The sequence below is a fragment of the Vibrio sp. M260112 genome (assembly GCF_036533775.1).
Classification (GTDB): Bacteria; Pseudomonadota; Gammaproteobacteria; order Enterobacterales; family Vibrionaceae; genus Vibrio.
In genome coordinates, this window is the sequence record NZ_JATABH010000013.1 from 1 (window position 1) to 26,581 (window position 26,581).

Here is a 26,581-nt window from a genome sequence, read left to right on the forward strand (position 1 = left end):
TAAGTGAATCAGGAGAAGCGAAGTCATCAACATCAATAAGCCAGTGAGCCAACATAAAAAATACCCTCAAATATGAAATGTTTGAGGGTATTTTCAACCAACCACAGGATCGTTCAACTGATCATTTACTTAACTGATCGGAGTTAGCCAATTATGGCGGCTTTTTGCTACCAGCTTATCTCGGGAAATTCATAAACTCGACAACTCAACTAGATGGCGGGTGTATTCCTGTTGTGGATGACTAAATAGAGCCTGCGTCTCTCCTTGCTCCAGCACGAGTCCTTGCTTCATCACAATGGTGTAGTGACACAAAGATTTCACGACATTGAGATCATGGCTAATAAACAGGTAGGTCAGATGATATTTTTCTTGCAGAGATTTTAACAGATCAAGCACCTGAGCTTGCACCGTTCGATCCAGTGAAGAGGTCGGTTCATCAAGTAGAATAAACTCTGGCTTCAAAATCAGCGCGCGTGCAATCGCAATACGTTGACGTTGCCCCCCCGAAAATTCATTGGGATAACGGTAACGAGTTTCAGGATCAAGATCCACCTCTCTCATCACTTCGCATATCAAGGCATCAATTTCTGATTCGTCATATTGCTGATGAACTCGTAAGCCTTCACCAATAACTTGAGCAACCGACATCCTTGGGTTGAGCGCAGAAAACGGGTCTTGGAAAACCACTTGCATTTTACTGCGGTAAGGGAGCATACCTTTACGATCCAAACCTTGTAATTCGCGCCCTTGATAAGAGATTGAACCTTCAGATTTTATCAGCTTTAGGATTGCCATTCCTGTGGTCGATTTACCCGAGCCGCTCTCCCCGACAAGTCCAATAGAATAGCCCTTTTTAAGGGTAAAATTCATATCGGTGACAGCTTTAATATGTGAAACCACCCGTTTAAAAATGCCACCAGTGAGTGGAAACCAAACCCGCAACGATTTGACGTTCAATAGAGGCTCTGCGTTGTCGTCAACGTTTGCCGGCAAACCTCTCGGGTCAGAGTTAATCAGTGCCTGAGTGTATGGGTGCTCTGGGGCACTAAATACCTGTTGGCACTCCCCGACCTCAACCAATGCGCCATCTTGCATCACAGCCACTCTGTCTGCAATTCGCTTTACAATGCTGAGGTCATGAGTGATAAACAACATCGCCATCCCTAACTCTTGCTGGAGCTCTTTCAGCAAATCGAGTATCTGAGCTTGGACGGAAACATCCAGCGCGGTTGTTGGCTCGTCGGCAATGAGCAGTTCAGGTTCATTGATTAGCGCCATTGCAATCATCACTCGCTGACGTTCACCGCCAGAGAGCTCGTGCGGATAGGACAAAATCTTTTGCTCTGGATGGCGTATTCCTACTTTTTCTAGCCATTCAATCGCCAGCGGTTCTGCGTGACGGGTTCTCATCCCCCGGTGGATTGAGAGGGTTTCGACTAACTGCTTGCCAATTTTATGCAGCGGATTTAGCGATACCATTGGTTCTTGAAAGATCATGCCAATGCGCCCACCACGAATGCCTCTAAGTTCACGTTCAGAACACGAGAGAATATCGACACCATTAAAGTCAATTGAGCCATTTAGGTAATGAGATGAGCCTTTAGGCATCAGCTTTAACACTGAGTTGGCGGTCACCGACTTGCCGGAACCACTCTCGCCCACCAGCGCCAATGTTTCCCCTTTACGGATAGATAAAGAGACATCGTGAGTCACTTGCTGAATGCTATTTTTTTGCCCAAAGCCCACCGACAGATTCTCAATGGTGAGTACCGTTTGATTCATGGTTATCTTCCTTGATGGTGAGGGTCAAAGGCATCACGTACTGCTTCGCCAATGAAAACAAGCAGGGTTAGCATCACCGACAGTACAAAGAATGCAGAAAAGCCGAGCCACGGCGCTTGCAGGTTTGCCTTACCCTGTGCAAGTAGCTCCCCCAGCGAAGGAGAGCCTGCCGGTAACCCAAATCCCAAAAAGTCGAGCGAGGTGAGTGTCGTGACTGAACCAGATAGAATAAACGGCATCATGGCTAGCGAGGCGACCATAGCATTGGGTAACATATGACGGAGCATGATACGTTTATCATCGACACCCATCGCCTGCGCAGCGCGAACATAATCAAAATTGCGGCAACGCAGAAACTCCGCCCTAACGACACCAACCAAACTCATCCAACTGAAAGCCACCATGATGCCTAACAACCACCAGAAATTCGGTTCAACAAAGCTTGAGAGAATAATCAGTAGAAATAAGGTCGGCATGCCTGACCAAACTTCGATAAAACGTTGACCAAATAGGTCGAGCCAACCGCCGTAATATCCCTGAGTTGCCCCGACCGCAACACCAATGATGCTTGAAACGATCGTTAATACAAATCCAAACAGCACCGAAATGCGAAAGCCATATATCACACGGGCAAGGACATCTCTTCCTTTGTCATCGGTTCCAAGCCAGTTAACGCTATCAGGTGCTGAAGGCACACTACCATCAATATTGAAATTGATAGTATCGTAGCTAAATCGAATCAACGGCCAGACAATATAGCCCTTATCCTCAATCAATTCGATCACATAGGGGTCGGTATAATCGGCTTCGGTTTCAAACTCTCCGCCAAATTCAGTTTCAGCATATTGATTGACGATCGGCAAATACCACTGGTTGTTGTACTCCACCAGCAAGGGCTTGTCATTGGCAATGACTTCAGCCAATAAGCTGATCGCAAATAGCACTGTGAATATCCACATCGACCAGAAGCCACGTTTATTGGCCTTAAATCTTTGCCATCGCGCCTGATTTAGCGGGTTCTTACTACGACGAAACATCAACGTGCCTCAAAATCAATTCGTGGGTCAACCCAGGTATAGGTCAAATCAGAGATGATGCTCAGCACAAGACCAAGCAATGTCATTATGTACAGTGAGCTGAATACAACTGGATAGTCCCGTTGAATGGTCGATTCAAAGCCAAGCAAACCAATCCCTTCCAACGAAAACATGACTTCAATCAGCATCGACCCAGTAAAGAAAATACTGATAAAAGCAGCAGGAAAACCCGCGATGATGATCAACATAGCGTTGCGAAAGACATGTTTATAAAGGATGTCACGCTCATCGAGACCCTTTGCACGTGCTGTCACCACATATTGCTTGTTGATTTCATCAAGAAACGAGTTTTTAGTTAGCATGCTCAAGGTGGCAAAACCACCTATCACCATAGCGAAGATAGGTAAGGCCAAATGCCAAAAGTAATCGACAATCTGTTGATACCATGTCAGTTGATCGAAGTTACTCGATACCAGTCCTCGCAGTGGAAACCAGCTAAAGTAATTGCCGCTGGCAAATAGGATAATCAAAATGATCGCAAACAAAAATCCCGGTATCGCATAGCCGATAATAACAACAGCACTCGACCAAATATCAAAACGGCTACCATGATGAATCGCTTTAAGAACACCAAGAGGAATGGAGATTAAATAGATAATCAACGTACTCCATAAGCCTAACGATATCGAAACGGGTAGCCTTTCGACAATTAGGTCAATGACATTACCGCCCTTAAACAAACTTTCACCAAAATTGAACGTAGCGTAGTTTTTGAGCATATCAAAGTAACGCTCATGGATCGGTTTATCAAAGCCGAACTGTTTTTTTAGGGCTTCGACGACTTCAGGGTCTAAGCCTCTAGAGCCTTTGTATCCGGTAGCCCCCGCTTCATCGCCGACACTGAGTTCTACTTCATTTCCGCCGCCTGAGAAGCGTTCCATAATACCTGAAGAGTGCCCTTCTAGTTGAGCTATTGCCTGTTCGACAGGACCGCCGGGAGCAATTTGTATGATAAAAAAATTAATAGTAATGATCGCCCAAAGCGTGGGGATCACCAGCAACAAACGTCTGAATATATACGCTGCCATTATTCCCTCATCTATCGACGTTTTTCAGGTAGCAAAGCCGCTTTTGACTCTGATACCCACCAAGTATCAACACCTAAATCATACTTAGGTAAGATCTCTGGACGTTCAAACTTGTCCCACATCGCCACTCGATACTTGCTCACATACCACTGGGGGATGATGTAAAAGTTCCATTGCAGCACACGATCCAAGGCTCGACCTAGAGGGAGTAACCCCTCTGAATTCTGCTGATTTTTGGCGATTTCCATAGTAAGGAAATCCACCACAGGGTCGGTGACACCAGCGGTGTTATACGTCGAGTCGATGTAGTTCGAGTTCCACACAATCATCAGATTCGGGCTTGGATATGGGTTAGCGCTGTAAGATGAGGACACCATATCAAAGTCACGGTCACGAAGTCGCTTAATGTACTGGGTGGTATCGACGGTACGTATTTTCATATCGATACCCATACTCTGTAAGTTTTTTTGGACTGGTATCGCAATTCGTTCCGTGGTTGGACTGTAGATCAGCAACTCAAAGGCCATAGGCTGCCCCGTTTCTGAGTTCGTCATAACCTTGTTTTTTAGTTCCCAGCCCGCTTCTTTGAGTAGCGTAAAGGCCATGCGCATCTGAGTTCTAATACGACCAGAACCATCGGTCACTGGTGGCTGATATTCTTCAGTGAAGACACGTTCAGGCAACTTATCTTTAAACGGAGCAAGTATCTTCTGCTCCGCTTCGGAAGGTACACCTTTCGCTTCATAATCCGTATTTTGGAAATAACTGCGTGTGCGACTGTATTGGCTGTAGAACATGTTCTTGTTCATCCACTCAAAGTCCATCGCGTAGTTGAGCGCCTCACGAACTCTAGGGTCACGAAATACGTCACGTTGAGTGTTAAATACAAATGCTTGAGTGCTCTCTGGTTTTTGATGAAGGATTTCTTGCTTGGTAATGTACCCTTTATCAAAGTTGACACCCGTGTAGGAGTTAGCCCAAAACTTAGCCGAGGACTCTAATCGAAAATCAAACTCCCCCGCTTTAAATGCCTCAAGCATAACCGTGTCGTCTCGGTAGTAATCATATTGGACCTGTTTAAAGTTTTTGCGCCCAATGCTGACAGGAAGATCAGCGGCCCAATAGTCATCAACTAAACTGTAAGTGACACTCTGGCCTGATTTGTAATCGGTAATTTTGTATGCTGCACTGCCCACTGGAGGGGTAGATAGCGGCTCTGATAAGTTCTTGTCACTCCAGAAGTGTTTGGGCAATACACGAGTGCCCTGAGCAAAACTGAACATCTTTTCACGATTTGGCGTCGCCATTTCGATCCTGACTGTTAAATCATCTTTTGCCGTAACGGATTTAATATCTTGGTAGTAAATACGGTACTGAGGGGCGCCTTCGGACATGAACTTATCGAACGTAAACGCGACGTCATGAGCGGTAATTGGCTTACCATCATGAAAACGAGCTGCTGGGTTAATATCTAACTCAAGCCAGCTGTAGTCATCGGAGTAACGAACTTTTTGTGCGATCAATGGGTAGTATGAGTCAATCTCATCACTAGGAGAAAACATTAAAGTGTCGTACAGCTCGCCACTGGCGGCTGCGGGTACGCCTCTCGACGCAAAGCGATTGAAGTTATCGTAAGTTCCGACTTGACCATAGGTCACTTTGCCATATTTGGGCGCATCCGGATTAACATAGTCAAAGTGCTTAAAGTCTTCCGCGTATTTCGCTTCTCCAAATCCCACTAGCGTCGTGGTTTCGATTATTTTGGCATAAGATCCAAAGCTCGCTGTTGTGGCAACCAGTCCACCTAGTACGAAGCGCATCAACATCTTCATATACTAATCCCTTAGTCGTTATCCGAATCGCTGTGTTTACTATAATATTAATTAGTATTAATAATTCAATTACTTGGATAAGTATAGAAAGAATATGAGAATTCTGTGCGCTAAATTGAATGCGCATTATGTTAACTCACTAATAGCTAACAAAGAGAAACAACTTTTCAGCGCCTAAAAAGCCTGCATGTGCAGGCCTTGGGAGATGAGCCTAAAGCATTTCTTTGACGATTAAGTGAAGTAAGAAGGTTTCTCGTTCAATACTCAAGCCCTTTTTAGGGCTTTCGGCCATTGTCTTCTCGTTGTGAGCGATAGCGTCGTGAATATTTTTCCAGACAGCTTTCATGCCATTGTTGATTTCATAATCTTCGTAATTGGTTTCGCCTAACTGGCGGTCAATTTTGCAGCTGTAGCAATGTGAAATCATATGAACGATGTCCGCATCCTCTTTATGCCAAGGACGAAACTCTTCATAGGTGCCGAACGGTTTGATGGCATGAATGTTCTGTGCGCCAGTCTCTTCTTCGAGTTCTCGAACCATACCAGCAATGACATCTTCGCCTTCGTCAAGACCACCTCCAGGGATGGTATAGTCATGGTAACGCTCGGTGTATAGTAGGAGTATGTCTTCGCCATCAATCACGATAGCTCGGGCAGCGTTACGCTTATAGATAATCTTGCCATCCAAATGGTCTATGTCAGGATGAATCGTGGTCTTGAGGTGTCTCATAAATTTACTACAACTGAAAGTTTGCCCTGATTCTAGCACCAGTAGTCTGCCGACATAACCCCTATAGAGGCATGAACATTATATGCTGTGGTCCCGCAGCGCCGCCCAGATATAATTGATTGCTATCCTTGAAACCATTGTTAACATAGCACTGGTACGCTGGCGTATTTTTGCAATTAACGGTTAGATAAACAGCGCCAAAATTAGGATATTGTTCACTGAGATATCCAGCCAACTTCGACATCGACTTAGCGCCAATTCCCTTGCCCTGAGAACCACTATCGATTAAAAATGCACGAAATCCAACGGCATCAGAGGGTGAAAAATCGTAATTTTGCCCATAAGTGGTATCAATGAGAAAAATACCAACAACCTTCTCTTGTCGCCAAACTAAATGGGGATGAACCTTGTCATCTGCATTAAGTAATATTTCTTCAATAGTGCCGACATAAGGAAGCTGCTCTTTCTCTATCCTCAGGTTCATCACTTGTTCCAAATCACTGCTTTTCATCGGGGCTAGTTGGATCATTTACTCTCTCGCTTCCACTATATCTATCCATTCGAACTATATATATCAACTATTTAAATCATTTAGCAAGCAAACAAATCCCCCAGAAAATTCGTGGTTTATTTTCATGTGAATTAGGTATTCAATAAGTGCTGTTACTCTCCTTTTCTCTTTTGAGAGGTTTGATCGAATGACGTCATTGTTGACGATGTCTTCCGCCGTTTATCTGCATGCCATAACGTACTTTTCATCGGTCACCAGGCATTCTTGACTCATGAAGCCCTTGGCAATATTGCCGAAGCAACACTGGGAAATATTGACGCATTCGCGAAAGGCGTTGCCTCAGGTAATGAAGTGATTGAACTTTAAACCCATCTAAACGAAAGAGCCCATTTGTGGGCTCTTTCTTCTCGTTATTTACTTACGCAATGCATTGATTTTCGCCTGTGCGATACCAAAAACGGTATCTATTGGGTAACTGCCCTCATCACTCGGTTCACCAGCTGGCTTGCCGGTAAACAGTTCTATTGCCTCGGTGACATGGTCTATCGCCCAGATGTGGAATTCACCTCGTTCTACCGCCTTGACGATATCAGGTCGCAGCATCAAGTTATGCATGTTAGAGCGAGGGATAATCACACCCTGCTGATTGCTACGTCCTTTGATGGTACATACATCAAAGAAACCTTCGATCTTTTCGTTTACACCACCAATAGGCTGAGACTCACCAAACTGGTTCATTGAGCCAGTAATGGCGATATCCTGCCGGTTAGGTTGTTTGGAGAAAGCCGATACCACCGCACAAAACTCAGCCATACTCGCGCTATCGCCATCAACGCCACCATATGATTGCTCAAAAGTAATGGTGGTACTCAATGGTACTTTCGCCGTTTTACCAAAGACAGAGGACAAATAAGCGGTCAGGATCATAACGCCTTTTGAGTGTATGCTTCCGCCGAGATCAACGCTGCGTTCAATATCTATCACTTCGCCGTCACCGTAGCAGGTCGTGGCGGTGATTCTGTTTGGTGCACCAAACATATACTCACTGGTGCTCAGCACCGACAAGGCATTCACCTGTCCCACTGCCACACCTTCAGTATGAATTAAGGTTGTACCGTTGATAAAGCTTTCCATTACACTGTCTTTCAAACGACTAATGCGCAACTCCTGATTCGCCAGTGCCTCTTCGACGTGGCTTGAACGAATCATGTTCGAATTAGCCTGTTTCGCGACATAGTTCGATTCACGCAGCAAATTAGCAATATTGGCCGAATGCAGCGAAATTTTAGTCTGATCGCCCACCAGTCTAGAGCTATGTTCAATGATGCGAGCAATCGCCTTACGGTCGCAGTGAAGCATGCCATTATCATTAACCACACTAGAGATAAAACGTGCATACTGAAGTTCAGAATCCGCATCGCGTTTCATCTCATCTTCAAAGTCTGCCGTTACACGAAATAGCTCACTGAACTCCGGATCATAATGTTGTAGCAACTGATAAGTGCGGTAGTCGCCAAACAGAATGATTTTAACATCAAGCGGTATTGGTTCCGGATCCAAAGAGACGGTACCTGTCAGTGTCACCTCTTTCTCTAATGATGTGAAACTTAGCTGACGAGCCCGCAATGCGCGTTTTAATCCATCCCAAACATAGGGTTGCTCTAGCACTTTTTGTGCATCCATTAGCAACACACCACCGTTTGCCTTATGCAGGCTGCCCGGACGAATAAGTGAGAAATCTGTGAAAACCGTTCCTTTGAAGGTTGCCGTTTCAATGTAACCAAACAGGGTGTGATAGTTAGGGTTCTCTTCTACCACAATAGGAAATTCGCTACTCTTACGGCTTACTAGAACATTAACCTTGTATCGACGTGGTAATTTCTTATCCAAAGAGGCACTCGCAACTTCCCCTTGCTCAGCGCTCTGTTCTAGGAAAATATCCGCGTTTTCAACAATATCTTGCTGAAGTTCGGTTAAGTAACTCTTGATCGCCGGATAACCAGAATAGTCCTTCTTCAACTGTTTGATAAAGTGGGTAATCACATCGAGAGTCACTTCATCGTTGAGCTTCTTAATCTTTTCCGTGTACGCTTCTTCCCATTCAGTGAGCTGACGAGCCATAGTTCTTAATTTGACCTCAAGCTCGTCGATGGTCTCACCAAAATACTCTTGCTCTTTCTTGCTCAGCGCATCAAAACTCTCTTCGTTGTGAAGCTCTTCACCGTTCATCGCCACAAACTGATAATCACCCTGAGTCGTGATGGTCAAGCTAATGCCCTTGGCTTTGGCATCTTTGGTGATAACTTCTAGTTCTGCTTCCTGCTTTGCTGCAAGCTGATTCTTCAACTTATCAGCCCGGCTGTAATAGAGTTCATTGTCAAACGCTAATGGCATAGCATTGACCAGCTTAGACATCAGTTTTTCGATATCTTGCTTGAGTTTGCTACCTACACCGCATGGCAGTTTAAGGACACGTGGTGTACGAATGTCCTCAAAATTGGCGACATAACACCAATCGAACAAAGCGCTTTCATCATGCTGATGGCGGTTAAGATAACGCAAAATCATCGTTCTCTTACCTAAACCATTTTGGCCAATAGCATAGATGTTATAGCCCTTCTCTTTTATCGACATCGCGAATTCGACGGCTTTTTGAGCTCTCTCCTGACCTACAATCTCATCGATAGGCGCCAACTCTTTTGTCGACTTGCTTTGCAATTTTTCTAACTCAGCGTGTAGATATAGCTGATTGGCTTCAAGTCTTTGAATCGTCATCACTCTATCCTTATTGTTATGATTTTATAAAATCTAGTTTAGGCTAGATTCATTTATAATTTAGTGACTTACAACTAATTCATGTCTAAGTGCTTATTTTTTCGCCATTCGAGATGCAAAACAGACAATTAAATGATAATTATTTGCATTAGTTAATGAGTTGTATTTAAATGCTAAGCTTATTACTGACTGCGGAGTATTTAGACATGGATTTGCAGCAATGCTGGACGCATTATCTAAAAGCACAACAATTGCTAGAGCAAGGACACTGGCCAGAAGCCCACTACCTTTATGAAATCGTCCTCACTCATTTACCATCACACCTGCAAAACGCGTTGGGGAGTGAAGACACTAAACCCTGTCAGTTTAGTTGCTTAATCACTGGATTAAGAGATGCCGCAGTCTCGCAGTCTCGCAGTCAGAGATTCTCAACAAGATGGGGCAGCATCAACAAGCGTTTGATCTTCTCAACCAGACTTATGCTCACCTTCAGTTTGTCTCTATCGAGTCTTTTGAACTGGTTTACGCCACTCAACACATCATCCAGATTCAGTGTGAAGATCTATTGCGTCACATAGGCGCATTTTGCAGTGCTCAGCGCAGCGCTCAATGGATGCTGGAGTTTGAGCATGTACAAAGAGCACACCACTATTTCTCGACACTGAAACAGCACAACACCGCGATGGAAAGCGCTTACTGCATTAATTAATAAGGAAATTATAATGTCCATGATGCCGATTCTTGAGGTTCGTAACCTGTCAGTTAGCTTCACCACCAACGATGGGATGGTTGATGCGGTAATAACATCAGCTTTGACTTATTTCAAGGCGAAACTCTTGCGATTGTGGGTGAATCCGGTAGTGGGAAATCCGTTTCAACCAACGCTTTAACGCAGTTGCTGCCAAAGAATGCTTTAGTTCACTCCCAATCCAGCATTGTGTTCGAGAGTCAGCAGTTGCTCGATAAGTCTGAACAAGATATGCAGGACATTCGGGGAAGATCGAATTGGCATGATTTTTCAGGAACCAATGACGTCACTTAACCCATTTATGCGTGTCGGAATTCAAGTTGCTGAAGCCATACTCTGTCATTGAAGCGTCAGTCGCTCTCAGGCTAAAGAGAAAGTTCTCGAACTGTTTGATTTAGTTCACTTAACTAACCCTCAAAGCGAATACACCAAGAAGTTAATTGCCGCCTCTTTTGAACTGGAAGATTCAACTCATGCAGCCTAAACTAAAATAATTCGGTTTGGCCGCCGACGAAAAGCCGACGCAAGGATGCGTCGGCGTTTTTTATTGACGTATAAGAAATCGAGCAACCCAACGTTTATGAGTCTTATTTTTTCATACCTCGATGAACACTTCTAAATATAACAAACATCAATCAATTAAAGTCAATATCGTTTCTCTGTGCTAGTTCTTCATGAAAGCGTTCTATTTTCCGTCTAATTTCGTGTTTGACGGGCTGCCGTTTGGACTCAATATTATTTTTCAATGCTCGTTCGACAACTTCATATAGCAATAACACTTTGTCATCAATATCATCAGTTTTCATCTTTCCCCCTCAACTCAATCGCTTGCTCTTGCAGCTTCTTTAGCTCAGATAGCGACTTGTGTAACAGTGAGAGTTTGGTAGTAAGTTCTGATAAAATCATCGATAAAGCTAAATCACTAGTAGGGGCGCTGTTAAGCATTTCATCGATAATTTTCTGCTGTTCAAGTACACACTTCTTGTTTTTCCAGTCGACTCTTTCTGAGGAAATATATTCAGAAACAACTTCTCCTCGGTACTTTTTAATTTCGCTATCAGTTTTATCTGACAGTTGAGCCTTAAATACATCATCCATAAACGCCCCCAGAAAATAATCATGTAGCCATCATACTAATGGGTGTATGAATAATGATGCAATCTATCAGAAAAAAATCCTACTTTTCGTACAAAAGCAGGAGCATGTATTTAGAAATAGTGTGAGATAGCCAAATATCGAGTTCGAATATGTTCTATTAACAACTTTACTTTATTAGGGGGCTGTCGGGTAAACGGGTAAACAGCATAAATACCCAATCTCTTTCCGACTTGTTCGGGGAACAGATCAACTAACTGTCCGTTACATATATCGTGATACACCAAGCACCTAGGTACGTAAGCGATACCATGCCCACCTAACGCTGCTTTTCGAAGTGCAGTCGCGTTATCCGTTGAGAAACTACCACTGACTCTCACAATATAATTGTCATGCTGAGCCTTAAACTCCCACTCGCTCGCTCCGGTCGTTTGATAGGCGTATTGAAAACAATTATGCCGAGTGAGATCTTGCGGTTTAATAGGCTTGCCATTACGAGCAATGTAAGACGGTGACGCACAAACTACCCATTGTGAATCTAAAATGTGGCGTGCGATTAATGACGAATCTTCTAAATAGCCCGTTCGAATAACTAAGTCATACCCCCCTTCAACAAGATCAACGAAGCGATTATCAAGTGACATATCTACCGTTAACCCCGGATGCAAGTTGCAAAACTCAGCGACCGCGTCGGCCAAAATCAGGTCGCCAGAGATAGAGGGGACAGACATTTTGATATGTCCGCTGATATTTTCGCCAAAGCCTGAGACTGCATCCATAGCCTCTTGCACGGCCTGTTTCACATTTTTGGCACCATTGGTTAACGCCTTACCCGCTTCTGTGAGCGTTAATTTGCGCGTTGTTCGGTACAATAGCTGAACACCTAGTTCTTCCTCTAATCTGGCGATTCTCTTGCTAACTACTGAGTTTGTAAGGTTATTTATATCAGCAACCTTACTGAAGCTACCCAATTCTACGACCTGAGAAAACAGGATTAAGTCATCTGCACGCATTGATTATGTCACTTTTGGAATTAATTATTTTCATTATTTCCCTATATAAATAAAAAATAAAGGGGTAAATTCACCAGCGCTTAACAAAATCATCACAAATATAAAATCTAAGAGGCTGCGAAGGCCCTTATTGAGAATGTAAAGGACGTACCAATGAGTGACTCTCGTGGCTTTCTCACCAATTGTGGTGGCAGCCATTTTACTGGTGGGCCTCAACTGGCCTGCAAAACGCGCCATGCCCGTGGCATTTGGTCTAACTGTCGTCATTGCGCTTTTCGCATGGGACATGACCACCACACGTGTACTCGCCTCTGTACTTCAAGGACTGGGTATCACCGTCTCCGTTCTATGGATCGTGTTTGGTGCAATATTCTTGCTAAACACACTGAAACATACGGGCGCGAGGGCGCCACATTGCGTAAGACGATTCTCCCAACTATTTATTATTTAGTTGTCACAGGCATCATTGGTCTTGTCGCCATATATGGCCTACATATCACTGATGCACTAATGCACTAACTCATTGATCTAAGGCGTTAATACTCAACTCTCCCTGACAAGACCCCTGCCAGTGTGAAAACGCTAGCAAATTCACGAGTATTAACGCCACCTTACTTAGATGTCGACCACACTACCCCTTCAGAGAAAGGGTGCTGCAACAAGATTAATAGGAATGACTTTATGATTATCTCTGCCTCAACTGACTATCGTGCTGCTGCGAAATCCAAGCTGCCTCCGTTTCTTTTCCATTATATTGATGGCGGTTCTTATGGCGAACACACCCTACGCAAGAATACCGAAGATCTTGCTGATATAGCGTTAAAGCAGCGTGTGCTCAATAATATGTCTGACCTAAATCTCAATACCGAAATTTTTGGCGAGAAATTAGCCTTGCCAATTGCCCTTGCTCCTGTTGGTCTGACGGGGATGTACGCACGTCGCGGTGAAGTTCAGGCAGCAAAAGCCGCAGCCAACAAAGGTATCCCATTTACCATGTCGACAGTCTCGGTGTGCCCTATCGAAGAAGTTGCCCCAGCAATTCAACGTCCGATGTGGTTCCAGTTGTATGTACTAAAAGATCGCGGCTTTATGAAAAACGTACTAGAGCGTGCCAAAGCCGCTGGTGTAACGACGTTAGTATTTACGGTTGATATGCCAGTTCCAGGGGCACGCTACCGTGATATGCACTCGGGTATGAGTGGTCCAAATGCAGCGGCGCGTCGTGTTTTTCAGGCAATGCGCCACCCTAGCTGGGCATTTGATGTCGGCTTATTGGGCAAACCGCACGATCTTGGCAACATTTCTACCTACCGTGGTGAACCAACCAAACTTGAAGATTATATTGGCTGGCTTGGTGACAACTTCGATCCGTCAATCTGTTGGAAAGATTTAGAGTGGATTCGAGATTTTTGGGATGGTTCGATGGTGATTAAAGGGATTCTCGATGAACAAGACGCTAAGGATGCGGTGACGTTTGGTGCCGATGGGATTGTTGTCTCTAACCATGGTGGTCGTCAGTTAGATGGTGTTCTCTCTACCGCGAAAGCCTTGCCGACCATCGCAGATGCGGTTAAAGGTGACCTGAAAATCTTTGTGGATTCGGGTATACGAACAGGTCTTGATGTCGTCCGTATGTTGGCACTCGGCGCGGATTGTACATTGCTTGGTCGCTCTTTTGTCTATGCACTAGCTGCACAAGGTCAAGCGGGTGTCGAAAACCTACTTGATCTGTACGAGAAAGAGATGCGCGTCGCAATGACTCTGACTGGAGCCAAAAGCATTCAGGATCTCAGTCGCGATTCATTGGTCAACATCAAATAATGACGATAGGTGTCATAGCCAAAATCCTTTGTCTGTGGCACCTTTAACCTGCTGAAAAGAAAACAACAATATTGACATCAGCATGTACAAGGAAGCCAACATGTCAAACCAAACTCACCCGTCTGATAGCGATGGCCTATATCAACAGTTAGAATCTCTGCTAGCGGTTGAAATTGATCCACAACGCATCATTACTCAACACGCTAAACGTCTCGCTTACGGTACTGATGCCAGTTTTTATCGCCTTGTTCCACGCATCGTATTACGCCTAAAAACACTCGATGAAGTGATTTATACCATTCAGTGCTGCCGTGAAATGAACATCCATTTTACCTTTCGTGCCGCTGGCACCAGCTTATCTGGTCAAGCCGTCTCTGACTCTGTATTGATCACCTTAACGGATGATTGGCGTGGGCATAAGATTATTGATAATGGCAATAAAATCTTGCTCCAACCGGGTGTTATCGGTGCAGATGCAAACAAATACCTCGCTCCTTTCAAGCGCAAAATTGGCCCTGATCCTGCGTCAATCAATACCTGCAAAATTGGTGGTATTGCGGCAAATAATGCGAGTGGCATGTGTTGCGGTACCGCACAAAACTCTTACCGTACCATTGATTCCATTAAAGTGGTCTTTAGTGATGGCACACTGCTTGATACCTCATGCAAAGAGAGCATCAGTGCGTTTCATGCGACCCGTCCGGATATCATTCAAGGCCTCCGTCAACTGGTCGAAGAAACGCATCACAACCAAGAGTTGCGTGAACTTATCACGCACAAATACCGCTTAAAGAACACCACGGGATATGCTCTGAATGCCTTAGTCGACTTTCACGACCCTATTGAGGTGCTAGAGCACTTAATGATCGGTTCTGAAGGTACGTTGGGCTTTATTGCAGAGATCACTTACAGCACGGTCATTGAACATGAGTTTAAAGCGTCGTCTCTGTTGGTGTTTGCTGATATAGAAGAGGCCTGTCAGGCTGTCACGACGCTATCACACACACCTGTCGCTGCGGTTGAATTGATGGATGGTCGAGCATTGCGCTCAGTGGCAGACAAATCGGGTATGCCAGAGTTTATCCAACACCTTGATCTTGAGGCGGCGGCGATACTGGTTGAAACCCATGCCAGTAACCAAGCGGACATTGATACTCAATGCCAACAAATTATGGATTCTCTATCCGATTACCACATCATTGAATCGGTACCATTCACCCTCGATCCAAAGACGGTTGCTACGCTATGGGGGATCCGTAAAGGTATGTTCCCAGCAGTTGGTGCTGTGCGAGAGGTAGGAACCACCGTTGTTATTGAAGATGTTGCTTTCCCAGTCGAAAACCTTGCAAACGGCGTACGAGACCTGCAAGCGCTGTTTGATAAATATGCCTACAGTGAAGCGATCATATTCGGGCATGCGCTTGAGGGAAACCTCCACTTCGTCTTTACCCAAGGCTTTGATTCTCAACAAGAGATCACGCGCTATGGAAATTTCATGGATGATGTGGCTGAGTTAGTCGCTGTCAAATACCAAGGTTCTCTCAAAGCGGAACATGGCACTGGTCGAAACATGGCTCCCTATGTCGAGCTGGAATGGGGCAAAGCTGGTTATCAATTGATGCAAAAGATCAAAGCACTTTTCGATCCTCAAGGATTGCTTAATCCTGGCGTCATCATTAATGATAATCCTCAGTCACACATTGAAAATCTCAAACCGATGCCTGCCGCTGATCCACTCGTCGATCGCTGTATTGAATGTGGTTTTTGTGAACCCGTCTGTCCATCACGTACGCTAACTCTATCCCCTCGCCAACGAATTGTTCTCTATCGCGAATTGCAGCAACGACGTGCTGTTGGAGAAGACACTGCCGCCACAGAGTTGGAACAGATATTTGAATATCAGGGGATTGATACGTGTGCAGCCACAGGTTTATGCGCTGACCGCTGTCCAGTAGGGATTAACACTGGCGACTTAGTCAAACAACTACGCACAGCAAAATATAACAAGTTCACCCCTATTGCTAAGTGGACAGCCGATCATTTTGCGACCACAACGGCGTTAACCCGAGCATCTTTAAAGGCAAATCAAATTGCTGTAAAGGTGATTGGAGAAAGTGGCGTGGCAAGCCTAACCAACGGTGTCCGTAAGCTAGCCAACAATAAAACCCCTGTTTGGCTTCCTGAAACTCCACAAGCCAATCAACATAACATCAATAAAGCGATGGAACTGCTGGTTCGTTCGGATAAGAAAGTGGTCTACCTACCCTCCTGCGCATCGCGCACGATGGGCCAGCAAAGTGATGCAGTTGATCAGCGCTCACTAACAGAGGTGACATTGTCACTTATAAAGAAAGCAGGTTTTGAAGTGATTATCCCAGAATCACTCAATGACCAGTGTTGTGGTATGCCTTATGACAGCAAAGGGATGAACGACATTGCACGCAATAAAGTGCAGCAACTTGAGAATGCGCTTTGGAAAGCCAGCTTGGAAGGTGAATACCCAGTACTTATGGATACCAGTCCGTGCGCAAAACGCAGTATTGAGCATTTCACAAAACCACTGGAAGTCTTAGAGCCAACGGGCTTCGTCACTAAGTACTTATTGGACCACCTCACCATTACGCCTAAGCAGGAAACCGTCATGTTGCATGTAACGTGCAGCTCTCGCCGTATGGGGTTAGAGAATGACATGATCACGCTGGCTAAAACATGCGTTTCCGATGTGGTCGTCCCTGAGCATATATCTTGCTGTGGTTGGGCTGGTGATAAGGGCTTTACCACTCCTGAACTGAATCAAGCGGCGGTTCATCCGCTTAAGGCGCAAGTTCCAAAGGGGTGTCAACGCGGATTTAGTAACAGTCGAACCTGTGAGATTGGTTTGTCCCACCATAGTGGTATCGCATATCAGTCAATACTCTATTTAGTGGATGAGGTAAGTTCTCCGCAATAAACAGAGCTTAGACATAACTTAACAATAATGAATGAAACTTCAGTAGCATTCACTTAGATCTTACTCTCAACTCTACACTGTTACACAGACTTAGAGGCAGCGATAGGTTCATAATCAAATTCGATTATGAGCCTATCAGCCGACAATAAGGAGTAGTTGATGGAGTATGAAATTTTTGTATGTGATGCTTTCACGCAAACAAAATACAGTGGGAATCCTGCTGCTGTGGTTCCCGTTAGTGAATGGCCAAATACAGAGCTAATGCAGAAAATCGCCGCTGAGAATAATCTTTCTGAAACTGCCTTCACTAAGCAAATTGCACAAGACCACTACGAAATTCGTTGGTTTTCTCCACTATGTGAAGTGGATTTTTGTGGCCACGCTACACTCGCTACAGCCTATGTGTTATTCAATCATTTTAATGCAGGTGAAATCCTGCGTTTTGAAACAACCTCTGTCGGCCAGCTCGTCGTCGATCGTGATCTAACAGGTCGTATCTGCATGGCTTTTCCTCTACTCACGCCTAGCGCAGAAGAGATTCCTTCTCTGCTTCTTGAAGGGCTATCGATCACACCAACAGAGATCCTACGAAATCAACAAGCATACTTCGCGATCTATGATAATGAACAAGACGTCATTAATCTCAAAACCAATAGTCACTACCTAAAACAATTGGCTCCCTACGATGTGGTCGCAACCGCTCCCGGAGATGAGTACGATTTTGTTTCCCGCTATTTCTGGCCTGCCAATGGAGGAGATGAAGACCCGGTTACGGGTTCCATACACGCTGGATTAGCACCGCTTTGGGCTGAACGATTGGCAAAACCTAACCTCAAAGCTTACCAAGCATCTAAACGAGGGGGGATCTTATACTGCCATGTGGAAGATGATCGGGTCATTGTGTCAGGCTATGCGGTCCTTTACTCTCACGGAAAGATTTTCTCGTAGTATTTCGATCTATGGCGGCTAATGCGCAATTAGCTGCCAGTATTTATCTCAACGTCCAATCCCACATACTTACACAATCTGATATTTTTTAGGTGCTTTTCTTTGTCGAAAATGGTTAGATTATCTAGCACATCTCGTAACAGGGAGTTCTATGAAAATCATCATCTTACATGGCCTGTATATGCATGGTATGGCCATGCAGCCCTTGAGTCACCGCTTACGTGATTTAGGCTATCGCACCAAAATTCTCTCTTACAACACTGTTGCGATTGACGAGAATAAAGTCTTTAACGCTATCGATAATGCCCTTTCAACGCAAATGCCCAATATTCTGGTCGGGCACAGTCTAGGTGGACTTATCATTAAGCACTACCTACAAGCTCGCCAACTTGATCAACAGCAGGTGTCACATGTCGTCACCATTGGCTCTCCGATGCAAGGCGCATCCATTGTAACTCGCATTCAAGAACTGGGGATGAGTGCCATCCTCGGAAATTCACCATCATTTGGGTTGGCGCAACACGAAGGAACGTGGAATCAACCACAAAAACTGGGATGCATCGCTGGAACACTGCCACTTGGCGCGCGATCATTACTGATGATGGATAATAAAATGATGTCTGATGGAACGGTCACCGTCGATGAGACCAAGATAGAAGGTATGACCGACCATGTATAGATTCGCAGCAGTCATACCAGCCTAATCTACACCTCATTGGTTCCGCAGCAAATTCATCATTTCATTGCGAACAATGCGTTTATCCATTAAAAAAGCAGCGATGACTCGCTGCTTTTCTGTGGCTAGGGTTTCGGTGTTAGGGTGTACTTAGTCTTGATACTCTCTTCACCGAAGGCCTGGCTAACCCTCTGTTCAAACTCTGGCTTAGTGATAGACTTCGTCATCGCATCAACATCGGTCAATGCCTCTATCCCATAGCCATGGATAAGATAACGGGTATAGAACCAGAGTCTTTGCACAGGATCATTATCTAGGGGTTGTAACGCTACGGACAGCTGCTTCGCCACCAGATCTAAGTCTTGCTGACTGATTCCCTGCACCATGTCATCTATCACCTTATCTATCGCTTGATCGATCTTTTTGATATCTTTCGGAGCGACCTGAGCCTCAATAAACCAATCGGTACTTGGTTCCCTGTCTTGAGAAACGCTGTAGGCATCTGGCGCATAATCGAGGCTGAGCTCTTCCCTAACATAGCTGGTCAGTTGCTTTGACAACTGACGTTGGATCATGTCATCGATAAATGCCGTGCGTACACTACTCGCAACCGTACTTGGGTTGGTTGCTCGCAACAGATAGAAACTGTTTTGCTCATTATTTAACGGTAAATCAATACGCGGCTTCGGTTGCAATTGATAGCCAGCGGCATAAGAGCTTTGTGGCGCATCCTGAAGAGGAATAGAACCGATGAAATGAGTCAGCAGTGGCTCTAACTCCTCCGCTTGAATATCACCAATCACCACCAGCTTGTTATTTCGATTAAAGTCATAGAGCTGCTCATAGACTTTCTGCACTTCAACGTCTGTCACCATTGCGAGCTGAGGAGCGGTAATCATACGATGGCGACTATCCGGTAAGTAAGCGTTACCGTTGATCGATTTATTCCACTGACCAACAGGTGTCTCTAAGTATGACTTGAGTTCCTCTAGTCTTTCTCGAGCGACGGTTTCTACCTGACGCTTGTCTACTTTAGCGTTGGTTACAATGTTGAACATGACATTAAACGCATCAGCAAGTTTTTCTCTCGGTGAGGCTATCTCAATACCATGATGACTGAACCCAATGAATGGATAGACTTCAATCGTGTTGCGACCAAGGTAAGCATCAAACTGGGAGCCAGTAAACTCACCAACACCACTGCGTGAGATCGCAGCCACTGCTAACTCTGATGCTGCGTATAAACTCGGATCGAGTGCCGCAGTGCCGCCTTCACTTGCGTAAATAAACTGAACGTTGTCACCGGCATTGGCGTCTTGTTCAAACCACACCTCAACCCCATTGGATAGAGTCCAAACGGTAAAGCCCGTATCTGTGATTTGTTTATTTGCAATCGTACCGCTTGATTGAGGCTGAGCCAGTTCTGATACCGATGTCGCTAAAGCAAGGGGTTTAACTCCCGGTTGTTTAACTTGCTTGCGCAGTTCTGGCAGCTGTTTTTCAAGTACAGGAATCGCAGCGGTGTCATCGGCACCAAGTACAATAGCAAAGTCCTGCGACAGCAAATCCTTCAGCGTCTTATTGATCTGCTCAATCGAAGCTAGCTGGATAAACTCATCTAAGCTTTGCTTATAGTCCTGCTTTGACTGAGTCGACTCACCGAGTGAAATGACATTAACCATTTGACTAGCGAAGTCGACTGGAGACTGCTGTTGCCAATTATGATCAACATTAGTCGCGAGTTGATTAAACGAAGCCATCACCCTTTCGATTTCTTGCGCACTGACACCGTGGTCTCGCAGTGATGCGAGAGTTTGACTAAACAACGCCTGTGCTTGCTCTCTGTCCGGTGCTGAGAAACTCACTGAAAGCAACGCATAGCGTCGTTCATTCAGGTAATAAGGCGATGAGTAGAGACTTTGTAGGGGTGCCGCCTGCTCAGTGAACTTAGCATCGAGGCGGTTCCAAACTAGCTGTAGTGCAACTTCATCCAGCCACTGTTCATGCAGTTGACCACGATGACGGATGCTCGCTGGACCACGCTCAACCAATAGGCTCATGCTTGGAGCATCAAATTCGCCAACCTCAGTGGTGAAGTCACGTAATACCAGCTCGGTATGTTGCTTGCTTTGTAGTTTAGCGCTTGACGTTTGCTGCCAAGAACCAAAGTACTTATCCAGCAATGCTTTGGCTTGCTCAAGCTCAATATCACCTGTCAGGATGATTTCAGTAGACTGAGGCTGATACCAAGTCTGGTAGAAGGCTCGGATCGACTCTGGTGTTGCACCGTCGACTGACTGCTGATTTCCAACTGGGTCGATGTTATCCAGTTGAGTTCCCTTGACAAGAAAATCGTAATACTTACCTTCCAACGATTTATGCTCTGGGCTAGAACGACGAATCTCACCTTGAATAACGCCTTTCTCTTTCTCCACTTCATTTGGAGAAAGCGACAAACCATCCGCGATGTCTCGCATCCACATCACCGCGGTTTCGATCTCTTTATTGTCAGGTAGGTCAAGCTCATACACCGTCTCATAGTAAGAAGTATAAGCGTTCATATCGGCGCCAAAGGTTAAACCTGTCTTTTCAAATAGTTTAACAATGTCATTGGTGCTGAAGTTTTTCGACCCATTGAACGCCATGTGTTCCAAAAAGTGCGCGTAGCCTTTTTGTTGAACAGTCTCTTGAGCTGAACCCGCATGGACAAACATGCGAATCGACACAGATTCATCGTCCATCGGATATAAGTGGAAACGAACACCGTTTTCTAGCTGTCCGCTTGTCCATTGTGGATCTTGTTGTATTGCGACCTCAACTTTAGGTTGACTACAACCGACAAGCAAAAGTGCTAGGGCAAAAAATATTATTCTCATAGCCATACTTCATTATTATTAAAATCAGCTCAAATATATCCCAAGCAAATGGAAATATTAAATAATTCGTTCTCAATAATGTAATATTCTGATTGAGTTGCAGATTTGAGATAAGGTGCGTATTATTTATCGCAATTCGACGATTAACTATTTAAGTGTGTCCAGATGCCTAATTCATGCACTCAAGTCAATGCGCAAGCTTTCAAATCTACTGAACAAGAGCTGGCACAGGAACTCAAACTCGCCGCACAAGCAAAGGCACTCTCCCACCCTGCGCGCGTAAGAATAGTGAAGATTCTACTTAATCTCGAAAAGCTGGACGGATGCCTGAATAGTGATTTGGTGTCTGAGCTTGGATTGGCACAATCAACCGTGTCTGAACACTTGCGCATCCTGAAGCAGGCAAATTTCATCACAGCTCAATCTATCCCACCCAAAGTTTGCTATCGCGTCAATAAGGCAGAGCTAGCGCAGTTCTCTGGTCTGTTCGGTATGGTATTTAGTTAACGGTTGCGATGGAAATAGCACAAAAAATCAAAGGAGCCATACGGGCTCCTTTCGTAAACACTAACATCAGTGATTGCAGATCACCACTTGCTGGCAAACTTGTTCAAACGGCATTGGCTGGTAGAAATAGTAACCCTGAATGAGCGCAATCCCTTGTTGAGTTACAAAATCCAACTCCTCTTGTGTTTCCACACCTTCGACAACAATTTCCGCTCCAGTAATACGCACGAGCTCACTGGTTAAACGGAACATCTCTCGACCGTTTTTGTGCTTTAAGTTGATGACTAATGAACGGTCAATTTTCACCTTATCAAATTCATACTTGCATAAGTGACCAATAGAGGAATAACCAGAACCAAAGTCATCAAGCGCGATTCTAATGCCTTTCTCTCTCAACTGTGTGAAAACACTCCAAGTTCGCTGCTCATCTTGAATCAGCAGTTCCTCAGTGATCTCCAGTTCAATTTGCTCATAGTTCAAGGTGCTATTCTCAATTAGCTCAATCACTATTTCAGCAAAATTAGGCACAAGAAACGTTTCTGGAGAGACGTTGATCGAAATCTTGAATGTCTTATTGGATGCCAGCGGTGCAACCTCTTTTAACGCTCTTCGGATAACCCATAGATCTAACTCTGAGGTCAGTCCCAATGTGGCGAAATTGGCGAGAAAATTCGGTGGCGTTATCGTGCCATCTTTGCTTCGGTGTCGAATCAGCACCTCAAGAGAAGAGACACAGTGTTTGCTATTGTCGATCTGTGGTTGATAGAACAAAACAAATTCGCCATCGTGTTGCAAATCACTAATCTGCTTTTGTGCTCGAAAGTTGCCACTCATATGAGGCAGTAAACCTATCACACCACCGCTATTCCCCACTTCTTGATAGTTGAAAAACTCATCCGAGGAACCCTTTGAGAACAACGCATGACTGCCCAACACTCGATCCATCTGCTTAAAAAATGGCAGATAAATCATCATGCCGATGGCTATGATGACAAATTGAAGGAGGGCACCACTGATGCTGCCATCCGTCGCCAGATAGCCACTAAACAAGGTTGGCGTCATCCAGCTAACAAATTGCGACACCGGAGCGACCAACCCAATCCATGTCGCGGTGTAAGCAACTAGAATAGCCACCAGTGGTGTGATCAAAAACGGAATGATGAGAACGGGATTAAATATCACAGGCAAGCCAAACAACACAGGCTCATTGATATTAAAAATACTCAGAATTAACGTCGCGCCAGCTAAGGTGCGATAGCCTTTGTTTTTAGTGAACAACAACATACATAACACTAAGCTAAGCGTATTGCCTGCTCCACCGATTCCCGCATAGACATCGTAGAAACTGCTGGTCAGTATAGGCAGCTCCTCTCCCATGATTTGATACATAGTGAAGCTATCTACTGAGAGTTGATACAATTCTTGTTGGTAACCCGCGAGTAAGATGTGGCCGTTAATACCTATTGTCCACAACAGATTTCGTACTAACTCATACCATAGACCACCAAGCAACGAGTCAACACCAATGGTAGGAACCAGCTCCTTCACACAAGACATTGAATAAAATGCACCACCAAGGTAATGCCCCAGTGAAACATAGAGGGTCACAATTAAAACCGTGCCAAATATCAAGTTGATCGACTGATCGACGACATTCGGTAAGTCAGACTCCATGTAGACTCTTCGTCGGGTCAAATGCTTTACCGTCAAAGCCACGAGTAGAGGCGTAATGATCGCCATCGGGTAGTTATCCGGTAGAATCGAACCGGTATGAAGTAATCCCCACTCATTAGATAGGATGACGTAGATCAGCAGCGAAGGCGTAATAACATTGGTACGAGAGATGTTATGTAAACGCGCTAAAAATAATGAATAGTAAATTAGCAGGAGTATTGGAAAGAGCTTCCACACAAGTTTGCTAATAAACATCAGATAGTTTGCCTGGGATTGAAAACCAAGCTCCGCCAGACCACTACTAATGAGCATAGCAAAGGCAGAAAGCAGCGAAACCGGCAGCAACATCACAAAGACATTACATAAGCCGTTCAGATAAGCGTTTTCCGAAAATCGGGTAAAAACGCGATAGATAAAAGAGGTGTTCATTAAGGAAATTAATAGCCAATAGATTAAAGAAATTACGCACTTGGTGCGCATCCATTGCCTAACGCAGCATTTTCCTTAATGAAATTTTTTGTATCCGTAAGCTGCGCACAAAGCTCCGAATAGACTACCGAGCTCATATAGGCAATTGCGCGCACCATACTCCATTTTCCGACAAAACTCGAACTAGGTTATCTATCGATACGACAACCAATTGCAATTAAACCAATCACATAACGAGCAAGGCTGACGCTATTTAGTCCGATTCCTGTGCGTTTTTATTGCACGGAAAACGTTGTTCATAAAGCGCCATAAAGTCCGCCCTAATCTCTTGTTCCAGATGCGTCGCCTTATCCGTTGGGCAGAAAAGCATAAAGTGGACGATTTGCTCACCCGTGCTGCCACTATTGATATGAATATGCGGCTCTGAGCCTGGCAGATCAACACCTGCGTGCTTTTCGATCATCGAGTTATAACGTTTGGCAACTTCGCTAAAGTAGTGAATACGTTCATCAATCTTAGCCAAGATATCTGGGACAAGAGGAAACAGATTCACAAAATCTGGCACGACGATAGAGAAGTCATGGTAGACATAGCGCTTCATAAAATTGAGGTTTTTCACCGGATAGGTAAAGAACATACTGTTAGGTAAGGTCGCTGTTTTACCTGTGTAGTGATACTGACCATGATAGAGGTCAATCTCTTGAATCACCGTCGCCATCATGTTGTGTTCAATTACCTCACCACAGATCTTACCCACTTCTATCCAATCACCAATACGAAATGAACGCGAACTGGCTCGTTGAATTGACCCAGTGAAGCAGAGAATTATCTCTTTAGATGCCACAACTATCGCAACAGCAATTGCGGTGACTGAGAGCGCAAATTCATTGATTTCCGACTGCCAGAGTATAAACAGCAACATGACCAGTACGATGAATGACCCGTTTTTCGTACGTGACATCCAGTTACGCTGTTTCTCTGTCACAAAGGCTACCTCACCACGTATCCGTGACAATATTAGCCGACGACCCAGTGAGATCATCACAATGATCAACACGGTAAACATCAATTTGTGAGTTAGAAGAAAATCGATGACTGCTTGTACTTTCTCCACGCTCTGCTCCTGCTTGGTAATGGTTAAAAAGGGGCAATGTGCCCCTTTAAATAGTTGGTTTATTGAATGAGTTACTTGGGTAACTCACCCTCTTTGAATACGACAAACGCACGTCTATTCAGAGCATTGGCATCTAGGTTCTGCTCTTGAGTGACTGGGTTCAACTCACCAAAAGACTTAACTTCCCACACAAATTGGCTTGGGTCTAGCTTAGTCTGCAAATATTGCATGACCGATTCTGCTCTGCGCTGCGCGAGCTGCTCATTGTAACTGATTGAGCCTTGATAGTCGGTATGCCCTGCAATCAATACTCGCCCATTTAAGCCAGTTAAATTGCTCGCAAACTCGTCCAATGAGATTTTATCGGCTGGATTCAGCTGCGCCTTGTCAAAGTCAAAATGAGAGGTCATGGCGACAAAGACTTTGCGCTCTGGTTCTGGAGGCTGACAAAACGCATTTTCCTGCTGGGTTTGCGTCTGTTCAAACACAATATACGCACGACGGTTTTCGGCATTCGCCTGCTTTGTCGTCCCCTCAACCAGTGGCTTAGACTCGCCATAGTACTTCACTTCCCAATCGTAGCGAGAGGGGTCTAATTGAGTTTGCATGTAAGCTTTTACCGCTTCAGCCCGACGCAGTGACAGTTTAACGTTGTAATCATCCGAGCCTTGATAATCAGTATGGCCGACAATCGCAATCTGACCATGCAGTTTACCAATGCTTGAGATCAGTTGGTCGATTGATGCTTTATCCTGTTGTTTCAACTCTGATTTGTCGAAATCAAAATGGGAAGCCATGGCAATTCGTATGTCTCGCTCTGGCACGATACACTCTCGAATCAAGAACTTCTCTACCTGCGGATCACCAAACTTGTCTATGTTTTCTTTACTTACATAGGTATCGGTAGAGCACGCGACCAACCCCATTACCATACCTACAGCAAAGAGCGTTTTGAGTTTCATTGTCATGTTAATC

The 26,581-nt window shown here is 44.8% G+C and carries 18 protein-coding genes and 5 pseudogenes; 9 read left to right on the forward strand and 14 right to left on the reverse strand.

Features of this window, described 5'->3' with window-relative positions; genetic code table 11:
* Window positions 1-189 precede the first annotated feature (189 nt).
* The 6 genes from QTN95_RS08060 to QTN95_RS08085 form a co-directional block, all read right to left on the reverse strand.
* Entirely contained in the window at window positions 190-1,782 is a 1,593-nt protein-coding gene (locus tag QTN95_RS08060; protein WP_331417084.1) for an ABC transporter ATP-binding protein, read from the reverse strand.
* Window positions 1,783-1,784: 2 nt separating this feature from the next.
* The gene (locus tag QTN95_RS08065; protein ID WP_331417085.1) at window positions 1,785-2,819 is read right to left on the reverse strand and encodes an ABC transporter permease; all 1,035 of its coding nucleotides are present in this window, start codon (window positions 2,817-2,819) and stop codon (window positions 1,785-1,787) included.
* A complete protein-coding gene (locus QTN95_RS08070; protein ID WP_331417086.1) occupies window positions 2,819-3,907 on the reverse strand; it encodes a microcin C ABC transporter permease YejB in 1,089 nt (362 codons plus the stop codon). The genes QTN95_RS08065 and QTN95_RS08070 overlap by 1 nt, the downstream gene beginning before the upstream one ends.
* Window positions 3,908-3,918: 11 nt before the next feature.
* A complete protein-coding gene (locus QTN95_RS08075; protein ID WP_443088806.1) occupies window positions 3,919-5,733 on the reverse strand; it encodes an extracellular solute-binding protein in 1,815 nt (604 codons plus the stop codon).
* A gap of 217 nt (window positions 5,734-5,950) precedes the next feature.
* On the reverse strand, window positions 5,951-6,469 hold the full coding sequence (locus QTN95_RS08080) for an NUDIX hydrolase (RefSeq protein WP_331417088.1): 519 nt from the start codon (window positions 6,467-6,469) through the stop codon (window positions 5,951-5,953).
* Window positions 6,470-6,530: 61 nt separating this feature from the next.
* Window positions 6,531-6,998 (reverse strand): GNAT family N-acetyltransferase, encoded by a 468-nt coding sequence (locus QTN95_RS08085; protein ID WP_138972593.1) that lies wholly within the window; start codon window positions 6,996-6,998, stop codon window positions 6,531-6,533.
* Window positions 6,999-7,163: 165 nt separating this feature from the next.
* Between QTN95_RS08085 and QTN95_RS08090 the strand changes: the two are divergent.
* Window positions 7,164-7,346: pseudogene (locus QTN95_RS08090) on the forward strand (2-hydroxyacid dehydrogenase); the annotation flags it as partial.
* Window positions 7,347-7,394: 48 nt separating this feature from the next.
* Here QTN95_RS08090 and QTN95_RS08095 read toward each other — a convergent pair.
* Window positions 7,395-9,755 carry a Lon protease family protein gene (locus QTN95_RS08095; protein WP_331417089.1) on the reverse strand — a complete coding sequence of 787 codons (2,361 nt, stop codon included), beginning with the start codon at window positions 9,753-9,755 and terminating at the stop codon, window positions 7,395-7,397.
* Between the two features lie 206 nt (window positions 9,756-9,961).
* On the opposite strand from QTN95_RS08095, the pseudogene QTN95_RS08100 reads away from it, so the two are divergent.
* A pseudogene (locus QTN95_RS08100) lies at window positions 9,962-10,464 on the forward strand (hypothetical protein).
* A 13-nt stretch (window positions 10,465-10,477) separates the two neighbouring features.
* A pseudogene (locus QTN95_RS08105) lies at window positions 10,478-10,936 on the forward strand (ATP-binding cassette domain-containing protein); the annotation flags it as partial.
* 202 nt (window positions 10,937-11,138) lie between these two features.
* Here QTN95_RS08105 and QTN95_RS08110 read toward each other — a convergent pair.
* The 3 genes from QTN95_RS08110 to QTN95_RS08120 form a co-directional block, all read right to left on the reverse strand.
* Window positions 11,139-11,309, reverse strand: coding sequence for a hypothetical protein (locus tag QTN95_RS08110; protein ID WP_331417090.1), 171 nt, complete (start codon window positions 11,307-11,309; stop codon window positions 11,139-11,141).
* Entirely contained in the window at window positions 11,299-11,601 is a 303-nt protein-coding gene (locus tag QTN95_RS08115; protein WP_331417091.1) for a hypothetical protein, read from the reverse strand. The genes QTN95_RS08110 and QTN95_RS08115 overlap by 11 nt, the downstream gene beginning before the upstream one ends.
* Before the next feature lie 110 nt (window positions 11,602-11,711).
* The gene (locus QTN95_RS08120) at window positions 11,712-12,611 is read right to left on the reverse strand and encodes a LysR family transcriptional regulator (protein WP_331417092.1); all 900 of its coding nucleotides are present in this window, start codon (window positions 12,609-12,611) and stop codon (window positions 11,712-11,714) included.
* Window positions 12,612-12,768: 157 nt separating this feature from the next.
* Between QTN95_RS08120 and QTN95_RS08125 the strand changes: the two are divergent.
* The 5 genes and pseudogenes from QTN95_RS08125 to QTN95_RS08145 form a co-directional block, all read left to right on the forward strand.
* Window positions 12,769-13,014 (forward strand): annotated as a pseudogene (locus QTN95_RS08125) (L-lactate permease); the annotation flags it as partial.
* 278 nt (window positions 13,015-13,292) lie between these two features.
* Window positions 13,293-14,432, forward strand: a complete 1,140-nt coding sequence (gene lldD, locus QTN95_RS08130; RefSeq protein ID WP_331417093.1) for an FMN-dependent L-lactate dehydrogenase LldD — start codon at window positions 13,293-13,295, stop codon at window positions 14,430-14,432.
* Between the two features lie 100 nt (window positions 14,433-14,532).
* A complete protein-coding gene (locus QTN95_RS08135) occupies window positions 14,533-17,382 on the forward strand; it encodes an FAD-binding and (Fe-S)-binding domain-containing protein (protein WP_331417094.1) in 2,850 nt (949 codons plus the stop codon).
* 159 nt (window positions 17,383-17,541) lie between these two features.
* Complete coding sequence (locus tag QTN95_RS08140) at window positions 17,542-18,330, forward strand: PhzF family phenazine biosynthesis protein (RefSeq protein ID WP_331417095.1); 789 nt, start codon at window positions 17,542-17,544, stop codon at window positions 18,328-18,330.
* Between the two features lie 151 nt (window positions 18,331-18,481).
* Window positions 18,482-19,099: pseudogene (locus tag QTN95_RS08145) on the forward strand (esterase/lipase family protein).
* 32 nt (window positions 19,100-19,131) lie between these two features.
* Here the strand turns inward: QTN95_RS08145 and QTN95_RS08150 are convergent.
* Window positions 19,132-21,882 (reverse strand): M16 family metallopeptidase, encoded by a 2,751-nt coding sequence (locus tag QTN95_RS08150; RefSeq protein ID WP_331417096.1) that lies wholly within the window; start codon window positions 21,880-21,882, stop codon window positions 19,132-19,134.
* Window positions 21,883-22,047: 165 nt separating this feature from the next.
* Here QTN95_RS08150 and QTN95_RS08155 point away from each other — a divergent pair, with 165 nt between their 5' ends.
* Entirely contained in the window at window positions 22,048-22,389 is a 342-nt protein-coding gene (locus QTN95_RS08155) for an ArsR/SmtB family transcription factor (protein ID WP_331417097.1), read from the forward strand.
* 66 nt (window positions 22,390-22,455) lie between these two features.
* Here QTN95_RS08155 and QTN95_RS08160 read toward each other — a convergent pair whose 3' ends face one another.
* From QTN95_RS08160 to QTN95_RS08170, 3 genes are all read right to left on the reverse strand, one after another.
* Window positions 22,456-24,492 (reverse strand): EAL domain-containing protein, encoded by a 2,037-nt coding sequence (locus QTN95_RS08160; protein WP_331417098.1) that lies wholly within the window; start codon window positions 24,490-24,492, stop codon window positions 22,456-22,458.
* 253 nt (window positions 24,493-24,745) lie between these two features.
* Complete coding sequence (locus tag QTN95_RS08165) at window positions 24,746-25,606, reverse strand: mechanosensitive ion channel family protein (protein WP_331417099.1); 861 nt, start codon at window positions 25,604-25,606, stop codon at window positions 24,746-24,748.
* 71 nt (window positions 25,607-25,677) lie between these two features.
* Window positions 25,678-26,568 (reverse strand): OmpA family protein, encoded by an 891-nt coding sequence (locus tag QTN95_RS08170; RefSeq protein ID WP_331417134.1) that lies wholly within the window; start codon window positions 26,566-26,568, stop codon window positions 25,678-25,680.
* Window positions 26,569-26,581: the final 13 nt, after the last annotated feature.